Source organism: Roseovarius sp. MBR-78 (assembly GCF_040547535.1).
GTDB lineage: Bacteria > Pseudomonadota > Alphaproteobacteria > Rhodobacterales > Rhodobacteraceae > Roseovarius.
The window spans coordinates 1-15045 of the sequence record NZ_JBEPPX010000041.1; the positions used below are offsets into that span (position 1 = coordinate 1).

The following is a 15045-nucleotide window of genomic DNA, read 5'->3' on the forward strand; positions in this document are numbered from 1 at the left end:
GCTCTTTCATCAGCCCGGCATCGCCAAGCAAATCCTCCGGCCGCTCGCAGCCCTTCAGCAACTCGTCCAGTAGTTCCTTGGAAATGGTCATAGTTTTTACTCCTCCCAGGAAGCATGGACCAAATCCCAGTTACACAGAAGATCGGACACTCTCCGAGGATCAGGCGAACGATGTCCTCATCGGCCAGACTGCGGGCACACCAGGCGTCCCAGTCCACCTTCACCTTGCGCCAGGCGCGGCTGACCACGTCCTTGCTCACGGTGCCCTCAAACAGCCCGAACAGCGCCCGCTTGACGCGCCGCGTGTTGGTCCCGGCGAGATAGACCGCCGCGATCAGGGCCTCGGCCTTCTTCGTCAGCCGCTGGTAACGGGGCAGCGCCTTCGACCGCCATTCCGTCACCTTGCCAGCGTCACCCTCGATCCGCGCCCGCGGCACCCGCACGGTTTCCGTCCCGAAAGTGCCGGTGAGCTGACGTTCGCGGTGCCCGTGGCGATACCCTTTCGCGGCTCCGTCGCCTCGGTCGTAGCGAAGGCGACCGAGAAAGCTGGCGAGCTCCTCCTCAAATACGGCCTCGATGGTTGCGCGAACATTCATCCGCAGACGCTCCTCGATTGGATCGAACCCGGCCTCATGGGCCAGTAGCGGAAAGTTCGAAGTGTCGGTAGTCTGGGTCATGGCGTGATCTCCATGGCGGTTGCAGCCGCCGGTTGGGTGGGTGTTGGTTCACCCGGAGATTACGCCGCCCTCAAATTTCCACCAACTCCGAGACACGACCGCGGCGGCCGCGATCATCGAGACAGAACCACTGGCTGATGGTCTTGGTCGCCCCGATGCGGAGCCTGTTTCCTGAGGTTGTGATTTGCGGTATTGTCGTCCGTAAATGACCGATCACAGCATGCTGATCAAGGCGTCCACCGTGACCGCTGTCCCGACCCCGATACCCGCCAGCTCCAGATGTGACCGCATCTGCGCGGGGGACATGGTCTGACCACCCAATAGCGCGCGCGCCTGCAGGGCGCCGCTGATCAGCGCGGAGGTCACCAGAGCGTCCTGAACAAACTCGCCCAGATCGGGGCCTATGATCTCGTCGAACGTGTCCTGCGTGATCTGTGTGAGGTCCTCGTTCTTGAAGGTTGAGTCCCGCAACCGCTCCCCGAACATGCCTGACAGCAGATCCGTCACCTCGCTGGTCGCAAGCACATCAATGTCGGGATACCGGGAAAAGTGTTCGATGATCGCTGCCGGATCCTGAACCGCCTTCACCTGCACATTGCCGATGATCTCGCCGCCGATGAAATACTCAAGGTCCGCGCCCGGATGATTGGTAAGCTCGATCAGCGCGGCGGTTTTTTCATCACCGTCAAGGTTCTCGGCGCGCGCCACCAGATATTCGTGAAAGATGCCCTTCACGTTTGACGTGACCCCACGCATCTGTTCCGGCGTGAGGGTTGTCAGATAATCCGCGAGTTCCTGATCGGTCGCATCAAGAAGGCGGGTGGTTGAGCGGCGCAGCGCATCGAGCACCAGATCCTGATCATCGGTCCAGCCAGATCGTTGCCCCGAGACCAGCTGACCGAGGGTGATGGCGATAGAAACGATGGCGCTTCGACGGATCATGTGGTGTCCAGTTTTGTCAGGAGGGTTTGCAGGTTGATCAGATGGCCCCGCAGGCGCGCGCGGTTGTAGATCTTCATTCCGGCAAGTTGAGCATTATCCAAGAGACGTTGAACCTCTTCCATCAAAGGCGTCACGCCGATACGGGTAAAAAGGATCAGCTCCTTGTCAGAGATGGTCGCCCCCTTGCTGTTTGTGTCACGGATGAACTGGGTCAGGGCATGGATCGCCAAAACGATGGTCTGCTCGCGCTCGGACAGATTGTCCCGGCGCGACTGCCCCAGAATGGCCCGGCGCAGCTTCACTGACCCATAAATACCCGCCCCAAGCGCCCCTGCCCCCAGAACGACACCGCCTGCCGCCACGCCACCGCCGACGATGCTGCCGATCCAGAAGAGTGTGGCTTTGGTTTTTGCCGCGCCCGCAAGGACAGCCACGGCAGTGCCTGTCGATGCGGAGCCGTAGGCCCCGATGGCCCCCATCACGGATGTCGAGATCATAGATCCGACCGCGGTGCTTGTGGCCGCACCGAGGGCAACGCTGGCCTTGCGGTCCGACACTTGCAAGATGCGCCCAGCGATTGCCGTCAGGAAAACCTCGATATCTTTGAGGTGGCGTTGGTTATCCGTCACCCGAAGGGCCGATATTTAGAAAATCCGTCTTTCCGAGGTTCTGAACCGGACGTTTTTCGACGAGGTGGCGCGATCAGCGCCTCGAACGGCTGGCCAAGATGCGCCTCAGCCAGCAACACGACCATCGCGGCGGCGCGGGCGTCTTCGCCAGCGTCGTGGTGATGGAAATCCAACCGCAAGACCTTCTTCAGATTGCCCAGGCCATGCCCGCCGTTGCCCTTGAGTTCGGGCCAAGCGCGCCGGGCGATCTGGACGCTGTCGAACCAACGGAAATCGGGGGCTTCAAGGCCGCAGGACAGGCAGGATGCGGCAACGGCGCGTTGATCAAAGCTGCTGTGTTGCACCAGATGATGCCGTGACAGCAGCGGGAACAGATCGCCCAAGGCTTCCCCAAAGCGCGGGGCGCCCGCGACATGCTCGGGGCCGATGCCGTGAAGCTGGGTGTTGAAGGCATCAAACCGCGTGCCGGGGTTCACCAGTGTCGAAAAACTGTGGATGCTGTTGTCAGACGCAACACAGGCCACCCCGATCTGGCAAATACTACCCGCATCGCTACAGGCGGTTTCCACATCCAGCGCGATGAAACGGAAATCGCCGTTGGGGATCATGGGGCGCATCGCAGGGTCAGCTTGTCTCACACGGGCACCAAAAAAAGTATTTAATATCAGGGACAAGTGTAGCCTTTTCTGGACGCTGATAGCAAGGTGCCTGTTCTTGCGGATCGTGACAGTCGTGATCTACGATTTTGCGGGCGAACGAAGGTTCTCACCACATCGCTCAACTAAAGGTTGGAAACCAAAAGGTCCGACGATAGCCTAAACTGAATTGTGTCGCTTGCGGGGGAGTCGCATTGAAATTCTTAAGGATTGCTTTTTTCTACGCGCTGTTCTTCGTTCTGGTTTTGATTGGTTCAGCATTTTTCATTGATCGCATCAGCGACGGATCTCTGGTTTTGATCGTGTTCGTTGTGCCTGCGGTGTTGGTCTGGCTTTATGAAAAGCGTCGCACCCGGCGGTTGGCTGGGGCACAGACGCCGATCTCAGCAGTTGACGTTGCGAAATTGAATCCAGTAGCGATCAACGAGACATCAACGGTCACAAGTGCTTCGGCGGCGCAATGGCCCAAGGTTTCTGCACCGCCTGCCTCGATACCGCCAGTGAGCAAGGTGCCGCCGCCCACCGTCAAAAGCAGCAAGGCCCAAGGCTGGATTGCGAAAGGGCAAACCGTGTCCGTGCGCGGTCGGGACATCGGGGGTATGGTCTATGTGGGAACCCCGCCCTCAATTGACCGCTACGGATATGGCGAAAAATGTCGTGCCTATATTGATCCAGGTCTCACAGTCGCCCGAGAAGGAAACGACATTGAGGGCGCTGAGATGCCATATTGGCCGGGTTATTCCACTATCCCGCCGCAATGCCGGGCGACCTATCTGGATTGGCTCGCTGATGGCGCTGCGGATGGGTCCTATAATCCCGGTTATATGTTCCTTTATTTTTATGGATTGGAGCGGCGGTTCTTCGTCGATAATCCGTCAGTCGAGGAAAAGCGTGATCTGCTGGCAGAAGTGCGGCGCCTTTCGCAGGTCTTTTACGGAAACCGATCTGCCCAGAGGTATCTTGGCGAGTTCATTCAGCTTGCTGTTGTTTCGACAACCGAGATTGGTGACATTTCACCGGTCTTCGACAATCACGGTTGGGATTTGCCTTTCTCTGTGAAGCTGGCCATCGGGGCTCAACTTCTCAGGGGTGAAGCCCTGAGTGCCGATTGGGTGCTCAGCTGGTTCCTTTGCCACCCGGAAAAATCTTTGCGGACATCTGCGAAACGCTGTGCCGAGGAGTTCCGGATCCTGTTCAAGCTGCGTTTCAGCGAACGTTTCCCCGAAGGCCTCAAGGTTACCAAGCCGCGCAAGATGCTGGAGACACGCTATCAGGCGGCATCGCGCGAATTTGAAGGATCGGTGAAACCGTCGGTTGATGGCAAACCAATCCCCGACATATCAAGCCTGCGAAAACCTATCGAGATCGCACAGGAGATCGCAGATGAGGTAATGGAGGACCTGGAAAAGTTCAGCCGATACCTGGGCCGCACACCTGACAGACGCGGTAGTGTCGAAGCGCATGCCCTTTTACCTGCGGAGCTTCGGGAAATGTTCCCGTCCGAGGAGCTTGAAAATATGAAGACTTGGGCCGGTGGCATTCTCGGTGCAGGCGGGTTGATTCCTGTTGGGGATGTCCTCGAACAGCTTGAGGGCACGCGTCCCGAGAAACCGAGCAAGCGACAACTTACGGGGGCGGCGGATGCATTGGCTCGGCTTGGGTTTGGCTTGGCCCCTGATCCGCGTTTTGCATTGAGGTCGCCCAAGATAGATGAAGCCGTCGTCATCTTCGAGCTTGGTGGTCCTGTTGAGCAGCTTGAAGACGTTTCAAACGCCTACAAAGCCGCGCTCATGGAACTCGCCCTTGGGTCATTCGTGGTCCATGCAGATGGCACTATTTCGGAAAGCGAAAGAGCAGCACTTCAAGGTCAGGCTGAAAATGTCGAAGGTCTGAGCGACCTTGAACAAAGACGGCTTCACGCAAACCTGAAATGGTTTCTTGCCGTTCCCCCGGACATCACGCTCTTGCGCCGAAAGTTGAAAGATGGCGGAGCGGATCAGCAGTCTGCGATCCGTGCGGCACTTATTGGGGCCGCGCTGGCGGACGGTATTGTTCAGCCCGAGGAGGTTGCCGAGATCGAGAAAGTGTATCGCGCGCTAGGTCTCGATCCGAACCTCGTTTATTCCGACCTGCACGCAGGTGAGGTGCCCGATAGTCCGGTGCGCGTACGCGCAGCACAAGCTGGCGCAACCGGTGAAGCGATTCCACCCGAGCCCGCACCGCAGGCGCAAAAGCTCGACACGGCTCGTATCGCCAGCATCAGGCAGGACACTGACCGTGTATCGGCCGTTCTGGCGGATATTTTTACGGGCGAGGAAGAGGCTGAGCCGGAAACAGAGGCACCTTCGCCCCTTGCTGGACTGGACGAGAAGCACACCGCTCTCATTCGCGATGTTGTCACCCGTCCACATTGGTCAGAAGAAGAATTTGCAGAGCTGGCGTCGCGGCATGGATTGATGGTCGCCGGAGCGCTGGAAACATTGAACGAATGGTCCTTTGGCGTTTACGACGAAGCGTTGCTGGATGAGTATGAAGGGTATGACTTATCTCCCGACGTCGCTGACGCGGTGGCAGACGCATTGGGACAGGAGAATTGATATGTCGAGATTAAAGCCACGGGAACGGGACGCAATTGTTCAGGCTTTGCGCGCTGGTGTCGTGCCGAAACTTGGGCTCCGACACATCCAGGTCGGACGTGTGCGCGAGATCGAAGAACTGGTGAAGGATATGGACCGGATTGCTGATGGCGGGTCAGCGATCCGCTTTGTCATCGGGGAATACGGATCTGGTAAGACATTTTTTATGAACCTCATTCGCCTGATCGCTCTGGAAAAGGGCATGGTCGTGATGTTTGCGGATCTGGCACCTGACAGACGCATCCACGCAACTGGCGGACAGGCTCGTGGGCTCTATGCTGAAATGGCCCGCAATCTGTCCACCCGCACGAAACCGGATGGTGGCGCATTGGCGAGCGTGGTCGAGCGGTTTGTCTCGCAAGCGCATCGTGACGCCGAGGCGGCGGGAAAACCTACGGGCACCGTGATCCGTGAAAGGCTTGGCCATTTCGAAGAGCTGACAGGAGGCTTTGAATTCTCCGAGGTGATCCGCCGGTATTGGGAAGGCCATGAGACGGGCAATGATGAGCTGACCTCGGCCGCCCTGCGCTGGCTTCGAGGCGAATTTGCAACCCGGACCGATGCACGCAAGGCGCTTGGTGTGCGGACCATCATTGATGACGCCAATGTTTATGACCACCTAAAGCTGATGTCGGTCTTCGTGCGCGAGGCGGGATACAAAGGTCTTCTCGTGGGTCTCGACGAGATGGTGAACCTTTACAAGCTATCGTCTTCTCAGGCCCGCAATGCGAATTACGAACAGATTCTGCGCATCCTGAACGATGTTCTACAGGGCAGCGCCGAGCATCTGGGGTTTCTGATGGGGGGCACGCCGGAATTCCTAATGAACACGCGCCGCGGGCTCTACAGCTATGAAGCCCTTCAGACGCGGCTGGCCGAGAATAGTTTTGCACGTGACGGTCTTGTTGATCTCTCGGGGCCTGTGGTCAAGCTGGCCAGCCTGACGCCCGAAGATCTGTTTGTGCTTTTGTCCAACATTCGCACCATCATGCAGGAAGAAGAAAACGCGCTGCCTGATGAAGCGCTTGAGGCGTTCATGACCCATTGCTCCGAGCGTATAGGTGAGGCGTATTTTCGGACGCCGCGCAATACGGTCACAGCATTCGTAAACCTGTTGGCGGTTCTGGACCAAAACGCCGGTGTCGCATGGCATGACTTGATTGAGAGGATCGAGGTTGCAGCCGATCAGGGCGATGACATGTCCGATCTAGACGACGCTGCCGGAGTGCGCCCGGATGGTGATGACGAACTGACAAGCTTTCGGCTTTGAGTTGATCCTGTGACGCAGGCTTTTGAGAAACTGGCGCGCCCGATCCAGAAGTGGATCAGGGCGCAAGGCTGGCAGGAACTCCGCCATATCCAGTCGCAGGCCGTTCATGCGATTGTCAGCGGAGAGGCAGATTTGATCATTGCCGCGACAACAGCGGGTGGCAAGACGGAGGCCGCGTTGCTGCCCCTAATCTCGCAGGTCCTCGACGATCCTGCGCAGCTGGGCGGGTTTGACCTGCTGTATATCGGCCCTCTCAAAGCATTGATCACCGATCAGGCGGGTCGTCTGGAAGACATCTGTCGCGAGGCGGAGCTACCCGTGACGCCTTGGCATGGCGATGTGTCTGCTTCGGTGAAAACCCGTGCATTGAAATCCCCGCGCGGCATTCTTCTGATCACGCCTGAATCCCTTGAGGCGATGTTTATCCGCCGTGGACTGGAAATACCCCGCCTCTTTGGTGCGACAAGGGCCATCATCATCGACGAGTTGCACACCGTTTTGGATAGCGAACGCGGGGTGCAGATGCGTTCGTTGCTGACGCGTATGGAGCTTGCTGTCGGGCACCCGATACGGCGCATTGGTCTGTCCGCGACCTTGGGCGACATGAAACTGGCGCGCGCTTATCTGCGCCCCGATGATCCAGCGTCGGTAGACCTGCTGGAGGCTGAGGGGGGCGAAGCTGAACTTTTGCTTCAGTTGCGGGGCTATATCTCTGACGACCAGGATACTGAAACCGCGTCAGCGACCCGCCAGATAGCCAGCCATCTTTTCAAACACCTTCGTGGCAGCGACAATCTGGTTTTTGCGGGATCGCGCCAATCCGTCGAGATTTACGCCGATCAACTGCGCGACCTGTGCGAAGATGAGCGGCTGCCACAGGAGTTTTACCCCCATCACGCCAGCCTGTCGCGCGACCATCGTGATTTTGTAGAGCGACGTTTGAAAGATGGATCAAAACCGACCACGGCGATCTGCACCTCAACGCTCGAACTGGGGATCGACATCGGGGATGTGGCCTGTGTCGCCCAGATTGGTGCCCCGTTCAGTGTGGCATCTCTACGGCAGCGCCTGGGTCGCTCGGGCCGGCGCGCGGGGCAGCCCGCCGTTCTGCGCCAATATGCAGTCGAGACGCGATTGACCCCTGAAAGCAACTATATTGACCGGCTTCGTCTTGGGTTGATCCGCGCTGTTGCGATGATTGATCTTCTGCTTGAGGGCTGGTGTGAGCCCCCCAAGGCGCAAGCCCTTCATTTGTCGACGCTTGTTCATCAGATACTTTCGGTGATCGCCGAACGCGGCGGCGCGTCAGCCGGAAGGCTCTACCGTGTTTTGTGCCAGGAAGGCCCATTCAAGGCTGTTGAGACACCAGTGTTCATGGACGTTTTAAGGGCCCTTGGTGATCCCGAAACCGGCTTGATTGAACAGAGCGATGATGGGCTGCTGCTGTTGGGTCGGGTTGGCGAAAAGCTGGTCGAACATTACAGCTTCTATGCAGTTTTCCAGACGCCCGAAGAATACCGACTGATCTCTGGTGGCAAAGAACTGGGAACGCTTCCCATCGTGAACGTCATGGCCCCCGGCATGATGATCATATTTTCCGGTCGGCGATGGGTTATTCAGGAAGTTGACGACCGCGACAAGGTGATCATGGTGACCCCGTCCAAAGGTGGCACGCCCCCGATCTTTGGCGGTGATCCCGGTGATATCCATAACGTGGTGATCGAGAGGATGTTCAAGGTGCTGGAAGGCGACGATGCACCAACATACATGGACCAAACGGCCCGTGATCTCTTGGATGAAGCCCGCAGGTACTACGCCGAGCTGGGTTTTGCGACATCGTCCATATCAGCATTGAGTGAACGCAGCTATGCGATCGCCACCCGTGTTGGAACTGTAAAAACAACCACACTTGCTCTGGTCCTCAGAGGCTTGGGCTTCGCAGTTGAAACCCATGATGGTTTTGTTTCTGTTGTTGCACAGGATGAAACGACTGATTTGAAAAGCGTCTTGCAGGGTATAGCGAGCGGCGGCGAGATCGAGTTATTCAGAGATCAGACCAATTTGATTTTTGAAAAGTTCCATCCATACCTGACGCGCGATCTGCTCGAGGCAGATGCGCTGTCTGCGAGGGTAGACCAAAGTTCATTGGAAAAAGTATGCCGTGAAATTATCCAAGATCCGTTCATCGAATGATTGAGAGCACTATGTACGGCTAGACAACCATATCAACAAAGTAGGTCTCTTTGTCGAAACTCGCGGGGAAACGCCGGTTCGATTTTGGAGGATGATCTCCTGCTCATCAAGAGCAGGTCGCAGCCAGTCGGCGCAGAGACCTTCGATCAAATCCGTAGTGGCGTGCAGGTCATTCGCCTGCCCGGGCATCAGTCTGAAGTCGACGAGGTAAGCTCAACGCTCAACTTGGCATTTTCATGCTTTTCTTCTCTAGAGGTCCTAGTAATATAAGGATGTTCGAGCAAAAAAGTGGACAAAAATGAATGCCTGCAAGCCCCGAGGCAACAGGTGGCATCGGCTACACCTTTGAAGACTCAGTAGTGGCATCCTATTTGACCAGCCTACTCGTTGAAGGGGGTGCGCGGGGAATATCTGAAGCGATTACCGATGGCGTCTTTCTTCAGCGTGCGGCTCTTGGTGAGCCGCTAGACGACATAATCGTGGAGGCGTCGGATCGATACGGCCAACCTGCCAAATTAGCTCTCCAAGTAAAGCAGAGCCCAACCCTGAGTTCTGCTGAAACGAATACCGATTTTCGAGATGTCATTTCAGCTTGCTGGAGAGAACTCGAAAAAGACGGCTTCAGAAAAGGTCGGGATCGTGTTGGTCTAGCTGCTGCCAATATAGCTCAGTCCACACTCCGAGCTGCTCGTTCTTCGCTTGAATGGGCTCGCGCATCCTCGTCGGCAGACGATTTTTTTAGGCGGCTCGAAATCGAGAATTTCGCAAGCCAAGCACAAAGAATGTTCGTGAGCGATGTTCGAGCTCTGTTACCGGTCGAGGCGCAAGACGAGGAAAATTCGTGGCAGTTACTAAGGCATTTTGTCATCCTCGTTTTTGATACGCTTTCAGCAGGAGCGTCAGGCTCATTCGAGGCAATTGAACGTCTGCGGAACGCGTTACCAACTGGAGAGCGTCATCGTGCCGAAGAGCTTTGGGTGCGACTTTCCCAAATATCACGACAAGCGTCGGGCACAGCAGGTAGCTTTTCAAGGGCAACATTGGTTGGGCAGCTTTCGGGAGCGTTTGATCTTTCGTCTCTTCCAAGCATGCGCAGCGATCTGGTGAAGGTAGCAGAAGAAACAAGACACGCACTTCAAGGTATCCGAATGGATGTCTCTGGGCTTGTTATTCCACGAAATAGTATTCTGGATAAGATTAACGACATCGATGATGGCAAGCGGTTTATCCAATTGGCGGGCGAGGCGGGTTCGGGTAAGTCGGCGGTGTTACGTGCGCTGGCTGAAGGGCACACCCGAAACGGTTTCGCTCTTGTTCTGACCGATAAGCGTCCCGTCGGCCCGGGCTGGCCCTCATTGGCCACGCGCCTGCGCCTAGAAACGGAGCGGCTCGCTGACCTCCTTTTTGAGCTAACCACACTGGGAAAGCCAACTCTCTTCATCGACGGGATAGATCGCTTAGATAAAGAGGCCCGTCAGACAGTTTCAGACATCGTGAATACTCTTCTTGATGACCCGAGGCTTGCGGACTGGCGCGTTGTGGCATCTACTCGGTGGTCACACCTTGAGGACTTGAGGATATGGCTCCCTCCTCAACTCGTTGAGGAGGGCCAAGCACACATCGTGGAGATCGATGGATTTGATGATAATGAGGCTGGCATCCTTGCTGAGCGGTTTCCAACGATGCGCGAAGTCCTGTTCGCCGAGGGTCAAGAGAAGGAATTTGCAAGGCGCCCTTTCTTTGCTCAGGTTTTGGCTCAACGTTCAGTGGGCACTGATGGAACATCGGTCAGGTTTTCCGAGATTTCGCTTGCGCAGGTTTGGCTAGAAGGGCCGCAGGATTTAAATGATAAATCCTCGTCAATTGAACGCCGCCAAGCGATGGGTGAGCTAGCCGCGAGATGCGCTCAAGCAACCAATAGAAGCAGCGCAGTAGAAGGCATTTCCGCTCTGGCTCTGACGTCACTAGTACAAGAGCGAGCGATAGCTGAGGTTGCGGGAAGCGGACGATATTCCTTTACCCACGACATATTTCTTGAATGGGCAATGTTCGGATTGTGTCGCCAAAATGGTCCAGATTGGCCGGGCACCCTCGTGGCTGCTGGCGACAGGCCCGGACTAATCCGGGTAGTAGAGCTACTGTCACAGTTTGAATTCGAGTCCGAAGACACCTGGACTGAAACGCAATTGGCATTGGAGAAGCAGGAAGCGTGGCGTCATTGGAGCAGGGTTTGGCTTCTTGCCCCATTTGCGTCTCCGGTGTTCTTTGACCGAAAAGATGCGATTTCTGCTTTTTTGAGCGAAGACCATCGGGTCATCCGGCTCCTTTCTTCTTTCCGAGCACACAAGACTATCGAAAACCTTCTGGTCGTTCATGGCGCGTTCAAACTTGGTGAGAAAACAAAATTCGAAAAATTCAGAATAGCTGACTTTTTGTCATGTCCCCGCCCTGTTCGGAATTGGAGGCGATTGCTCATCTGGCTGATGTCTTTAGATTGGAATGAGGAAACAATTGAAGACATAGTCGACACGTTCGATGTATGGCTTAACCTGTTTCAAGATTATCCCGACAGGATCAAAGATCGTTTTGCTGAACGAATCGATCAGATATTGACTGAGTGGGATTCCTATGACTATTGGGACCGGGGAAAAAAGACCACTCCATTGGGGTTTTATAAGGACGGTTTCGGCGGCAAACTTCGACAGGCTTTCTTAAGATCCTCGCTCACTAACACGGACCTGCTAAATCGTAGGCTTCAAGCGTGGACAACCGAACGGATTGACGACGAGGTCCAATCCAGCGTTTTTGCATGGAGCTTGCGCCTTGCCAGTGTTGTCCCTGAAGCCCTAGCAGACTTTTCCTTCCAAGCGTTTATCGACCCACTACCATCAGAGTCAGCCGAGAGGTCGCGGGGGCAGATGATTGGTTGGTCGCCCCATATGAATGATTGGGATTCTCCCGGCATTGGGAACCATTCGCGCCACTGCCATCCAGCCTCTCCTATTCAGCAACCATTCGCAGCCCTTTTCGAGCACGCGCCTCAAGAAGGTCTTCGTTTAATTCGCAAACTGCTCTGCCGAACCGTTGTCGCGTGGAGAGAGCTACCCCAATACGACTATCACAACCACGAAACTCCAGTTCCATTCAGCGTAGATTTTCCCTGGGGAACTCAAACGTTCTGGGGCGATCAAAGGATTTATGGTTGGTATCGAGGCCTGTTTTCTTGCGACATCCTTGGGTCGGCACTTATGGCGCTGGAAGATTGGGCGTTCTCCGAGCTCGAAGCCGGACGGGACGTTGATGAGATCGTCAAGGAGCTTGTTACAGGACATGAAAGCGTGGCCACGCTGGGTGTCGCTTTGGGAGTTTTGTTGGAGAAGAACGCGCTGTCACCTGCGGCAGCTGCTCTCGTCGGCTGCCAGCACATCTGGGCCATGGATGAGTACCGCTGGCAACACGACGTCCAAGGCCTTCACTCAAACGAAATCGGAGCTAGCTTCGGCTGGTCAAACGATACGACTCATCTCGAAGCGTTGAGACGCCTCAACTCAAGACCTTCCCGAAAAAAGAACATCGAGTGGCTGGCGAAGATATTCATCCTCACGGCGAACGACCAGCGCGAAAAAGTAGCTGCAAAGCTTTCCAGCTTTCCAAATGAGCTGCCCTTCACCCACGAAGGTCAAGATGATGATGATAAGTTAGTCGCCTATTTTCAGCATCGAGCCGAGGAATGGGCGGCAATTGCTGACCTTTCGAACTATGCTCAGATGGAGACCGATGATGGCAAGGTCGGCGTCGCATTCCAGCCTTCGGACGAACGCGTGCAGCAAGCGGAAGAAGCAAGCGAACGGCTAGCCCATTGGAACGAAGGCTTCCAGCTGCTGAAACAAGCTGAGGTTTGGTTCGAAAGAGGCACGATCGATGATCAGGTGCGAGATGAGACAGTAGCACTTGCCCTTGAAGTCGATAGCGAGGACCTGTTCACATCCGGTTTCGATGCCGGAGACCCCGGTCATCGCCGAGCTGGCGGAGTAGCTGCTGTATCAGCAGCGATGCTGAGTTTTGGGTCGGATATTTCAAAGGATCATCTGGAGTGGGCAGAAAGTGTTGCATTCCGCGCCGCTAACACCGTTCCCGCAAACGAAGAGTTTTTTCACGCGGAAGCTCCTGCCGACGACAGACCCGAGACGTTTGCTTCAAAGGGATTGGCGGCGATAGTCAAGAATGGTGGACCATCAGCAAGTTCAGCACAGGAAGAACTGGTTCGGTTATGCTTTCATCCCTACAAGGGCGTGCAGTTGGCTGCCTTGTCAAATGCCGCGTTATGTTGGCGAGAGCAAAAGGACTTCGCTGACAAGTGCGCGGCGCTCGCCTTCAAACTGACGACTCTTGAATTGGATCGTGGTTCGCCTGATTGGCACCGACGACGTGATGAGAGGGACAACCTTCTGGCCTCCGAAAAGCAGCAGCTGTTTGAGGCGACTATACAAGGTCTAGCATCTGGTGACTGGAACGGGCTGTCTGAGACCTATGCCGAAATCGGGCCGGAACACTTGGATCAATGGCGCGTCAAAGACTTCGCATCGATGTTGTCGATCATCCCGAAAGACAGGTTTACTGATGATGATGGCTATCGAGACGACGTATTGTCGCTCCTGCGTAACTTCGTGGACAAGCTCGCCGCAGCGATCAGTATTGCTGACGAGGCTGAACGCCGCTCGGGTTCAAGGCTATCGCTAGAGTTTTCCACATGTATCTGGGGCTTAGCGTCGCTTTGTGAAGATTTGCCTACTGAACAGGTGCGCACCGAGATCATACCCTTGTTGTCTTTGTTGCCTATCGAACCGAAAAGCGAAGTCCTCTCTACCTTCGCGAATGCATACTCTTGCATGCGACTGCTGGATGCTCCGGAAGGGCCATCAGGAATCTTCGACGTTTTTATTGACATCTTTGAAGCGGTTGAAGATCACCCCGATTGGAAACGTCCGGAGTGGCGGGAGGACTATGGTCTTTCTGATCAGCTTCACAAATTGGTTCGTATCGCAATGGGTGCAAATTGGGATCGACCAGCAATGGGTGCGGCCCGCTTCGCTAACAGTGACTGGTCTGATGCAAGGCTACTTGACCCATTGATTGATTGGATGCTCCAAAGATTCGGCCACCTGCCGCAGGTCATGCAAGCATTCTTGCTCCATGTTGAAAGGTCATTTGATCACCGCGGCAGCGAATTCCTCGCTTCTAGGTTGGGGGGCATCGCGCCCGCAGTGTGGCAGTCTAGGGGGTTTTGGTCCGGGGGAAGAACTGCTCAACTCGCCGGTCTACTTCAGTCCTTTGCCGAACGAGACGCCCCATTGCAGCCTGATGTCCACGTTCAGTTCCTAGATATTCTCGATTACTTGGTGGAGCTTGGGGACCGACGTGCAGCAGCGCTTCAAGCAAGCTCGCTATTTGACTTGCCACGTTTCACAAGTCCGCCGCAGGTTAAGCAAATCGAAACGTCGAATTGAGTGTTCAGCACAATTCGCACTCAAAGTCCGCTATACGGCTTAAAGACAAATGTCTTTGCACCTGCAGCAAAGGTTACTGCCCGCCGTTGATGAATAGTCGACTAAACCACACAACGAAGGTCAGGTAGGTTACGGCGGTAGCACCCTCCCGCAACCAACTTACTTTAAAAAAGTTGTGCTACACTTTTTGCTACACAAACAGTCGCACATAAAATTACTAAGCAATTGATTATTAGTAAGTTATACTGCTGTTGATAATGTTTTTGGCTTACTGCCTCTCCGCCATATCACCCCCTTGCAATGTTGTGAGTTGAGAAACAGCCCTGAAAATTCAGATTTTTTCAACATATATTAATGTGAATTTTGCTTCCTACAAAAGTATTTGTGGCATAAAGTGTGGGGAAAGTGATGCTGGGTTAGGCTGATGGGCAAAGCGAATGGGTCGTGTCTCGAATCTGGTTGAAATTCTGCGGCGGCGCTCTCCGAACGGTGTGATTTTGGCCTGCTCAGGCGGCGAGGTCAAGGGTCATGGGTT

Annotated in this window: 7 protein-coding genes and 1 pseudogene; 4 read left to right on the plus strand and 4 right to left on the minus strand. The window is 55.3% G+C overall.

The genetic code is table 11. The annotated features are described in order from the left end of the window. Window positions 1-155 precede the first annotated feature (155 nt). From ABIE58_RS18965 to ABIE58_RS18980, 4 genes and pseudogenes are all read right to left on the minus strand, one after another. Window positions 156-677: pseudogene (locus tag ABIE58_RS18965) on the minus strand (transposase); the annotation flags it as partial. A gap of 213 nt (window positions 678-890) precedes the next feature. After that, window positions 891-1619, minus strand: coding sequence for a hypothetical protein (locus ABIE58_RS18970; protein ID WP_354546221.1), 729 nt, complete (start codon window positions 1617-1619; stop codon window positions 891-893). Continuing rightward, the gene (locus ABIE58_RS18975) at window positions 1616-2248 is read right to left on the minus strand and encodes a hypothetical protein (protein ID WP_354546222.1); all 633 of its coding nucleotides are present in this window, start codon (window positions 2246-2248) and stop codon (window positions 1616-1618) included. Before ABIE58_RS18975 ends, ABIE58_RS18970 begins: the two co-directional genes overlap by 4 nt. Next, on the minus strand, window positions 2245-2856 hold the full coding sequence (locus ABIE58_RS18980; protein WP_354546223.1) for an exonuclease domain-containing protein: 612 nt from the start codon (window positions 2854-2856) through the stop codon (window positions 2245-2247). The genes ABIE58_RS18975 and ABIE58_RS18980 overlap by 4 nt, the downstream gene beginning before the upstream one ends. A gap of 242 nt (window positions 2857-3098) precedes the next feature. Here ABIE58_RS18980 and ABIE58_RS18985 point away from each other — a divergent pair, with 242 nt between their 5' ends. The 4 genes from ABIE58_RS18985 to ABIE58_RS19000 all read left to right on the plus strand — a co-directional run bounded on the left by ABIE58_RS18985 (window position 3099) and on the right by ABIE58_RS19000 (window position 14510). Continuing rightward, the gene (locus ABIE58_RS18985) at window positions 3099-5501 is read left to right on the plus strand and encodes a TerB N-terminal domain-containing protein (protein ID WP_354546224.1); all 2403 of its coding nucleotides are present in this window, start codon (window positions 3099-3101) and stop codon (window positions 5499-5501) included. A 1-nt stretch (window position 5502) separates the two neighbouring features. Continuing rightward, window positions 5503-6810: an ATP-binding protein gene (locus ABIE58_RS18990; protein ID WP_354546225.1), complete on the plus strand. Its 1308-nt coding sequence runs from the start codon at window positions 5503-5505 to the stop codon at window positions 6808-6810. Window positions 6811-6819: 9 nt separating this feature from the next. Then, on the plus strand, window positions 6820-9003 hold the full coding sequence (locus ABIE58_RS18995; RefSeq protein WP_354546226.1) for a DEAD/DEAH box helicase: 2184 nt from the start codon (window positions 6820-6822) through the stop codon (window positions 9001-9003). A 302-nt stretch (window positions 9004-9305) separates the two neighbouring features. Next, entirely contained in the window at window positions 9306-14510 is a 5205-nt protein-coding gene (locus tag ABIE58_RS19000) for an NACHT domain-containing protein (RefSeq protein WP_354546227.1), read from the plus strand. Window positions 14511-15045: the final 535 nt, after the last annotated feature.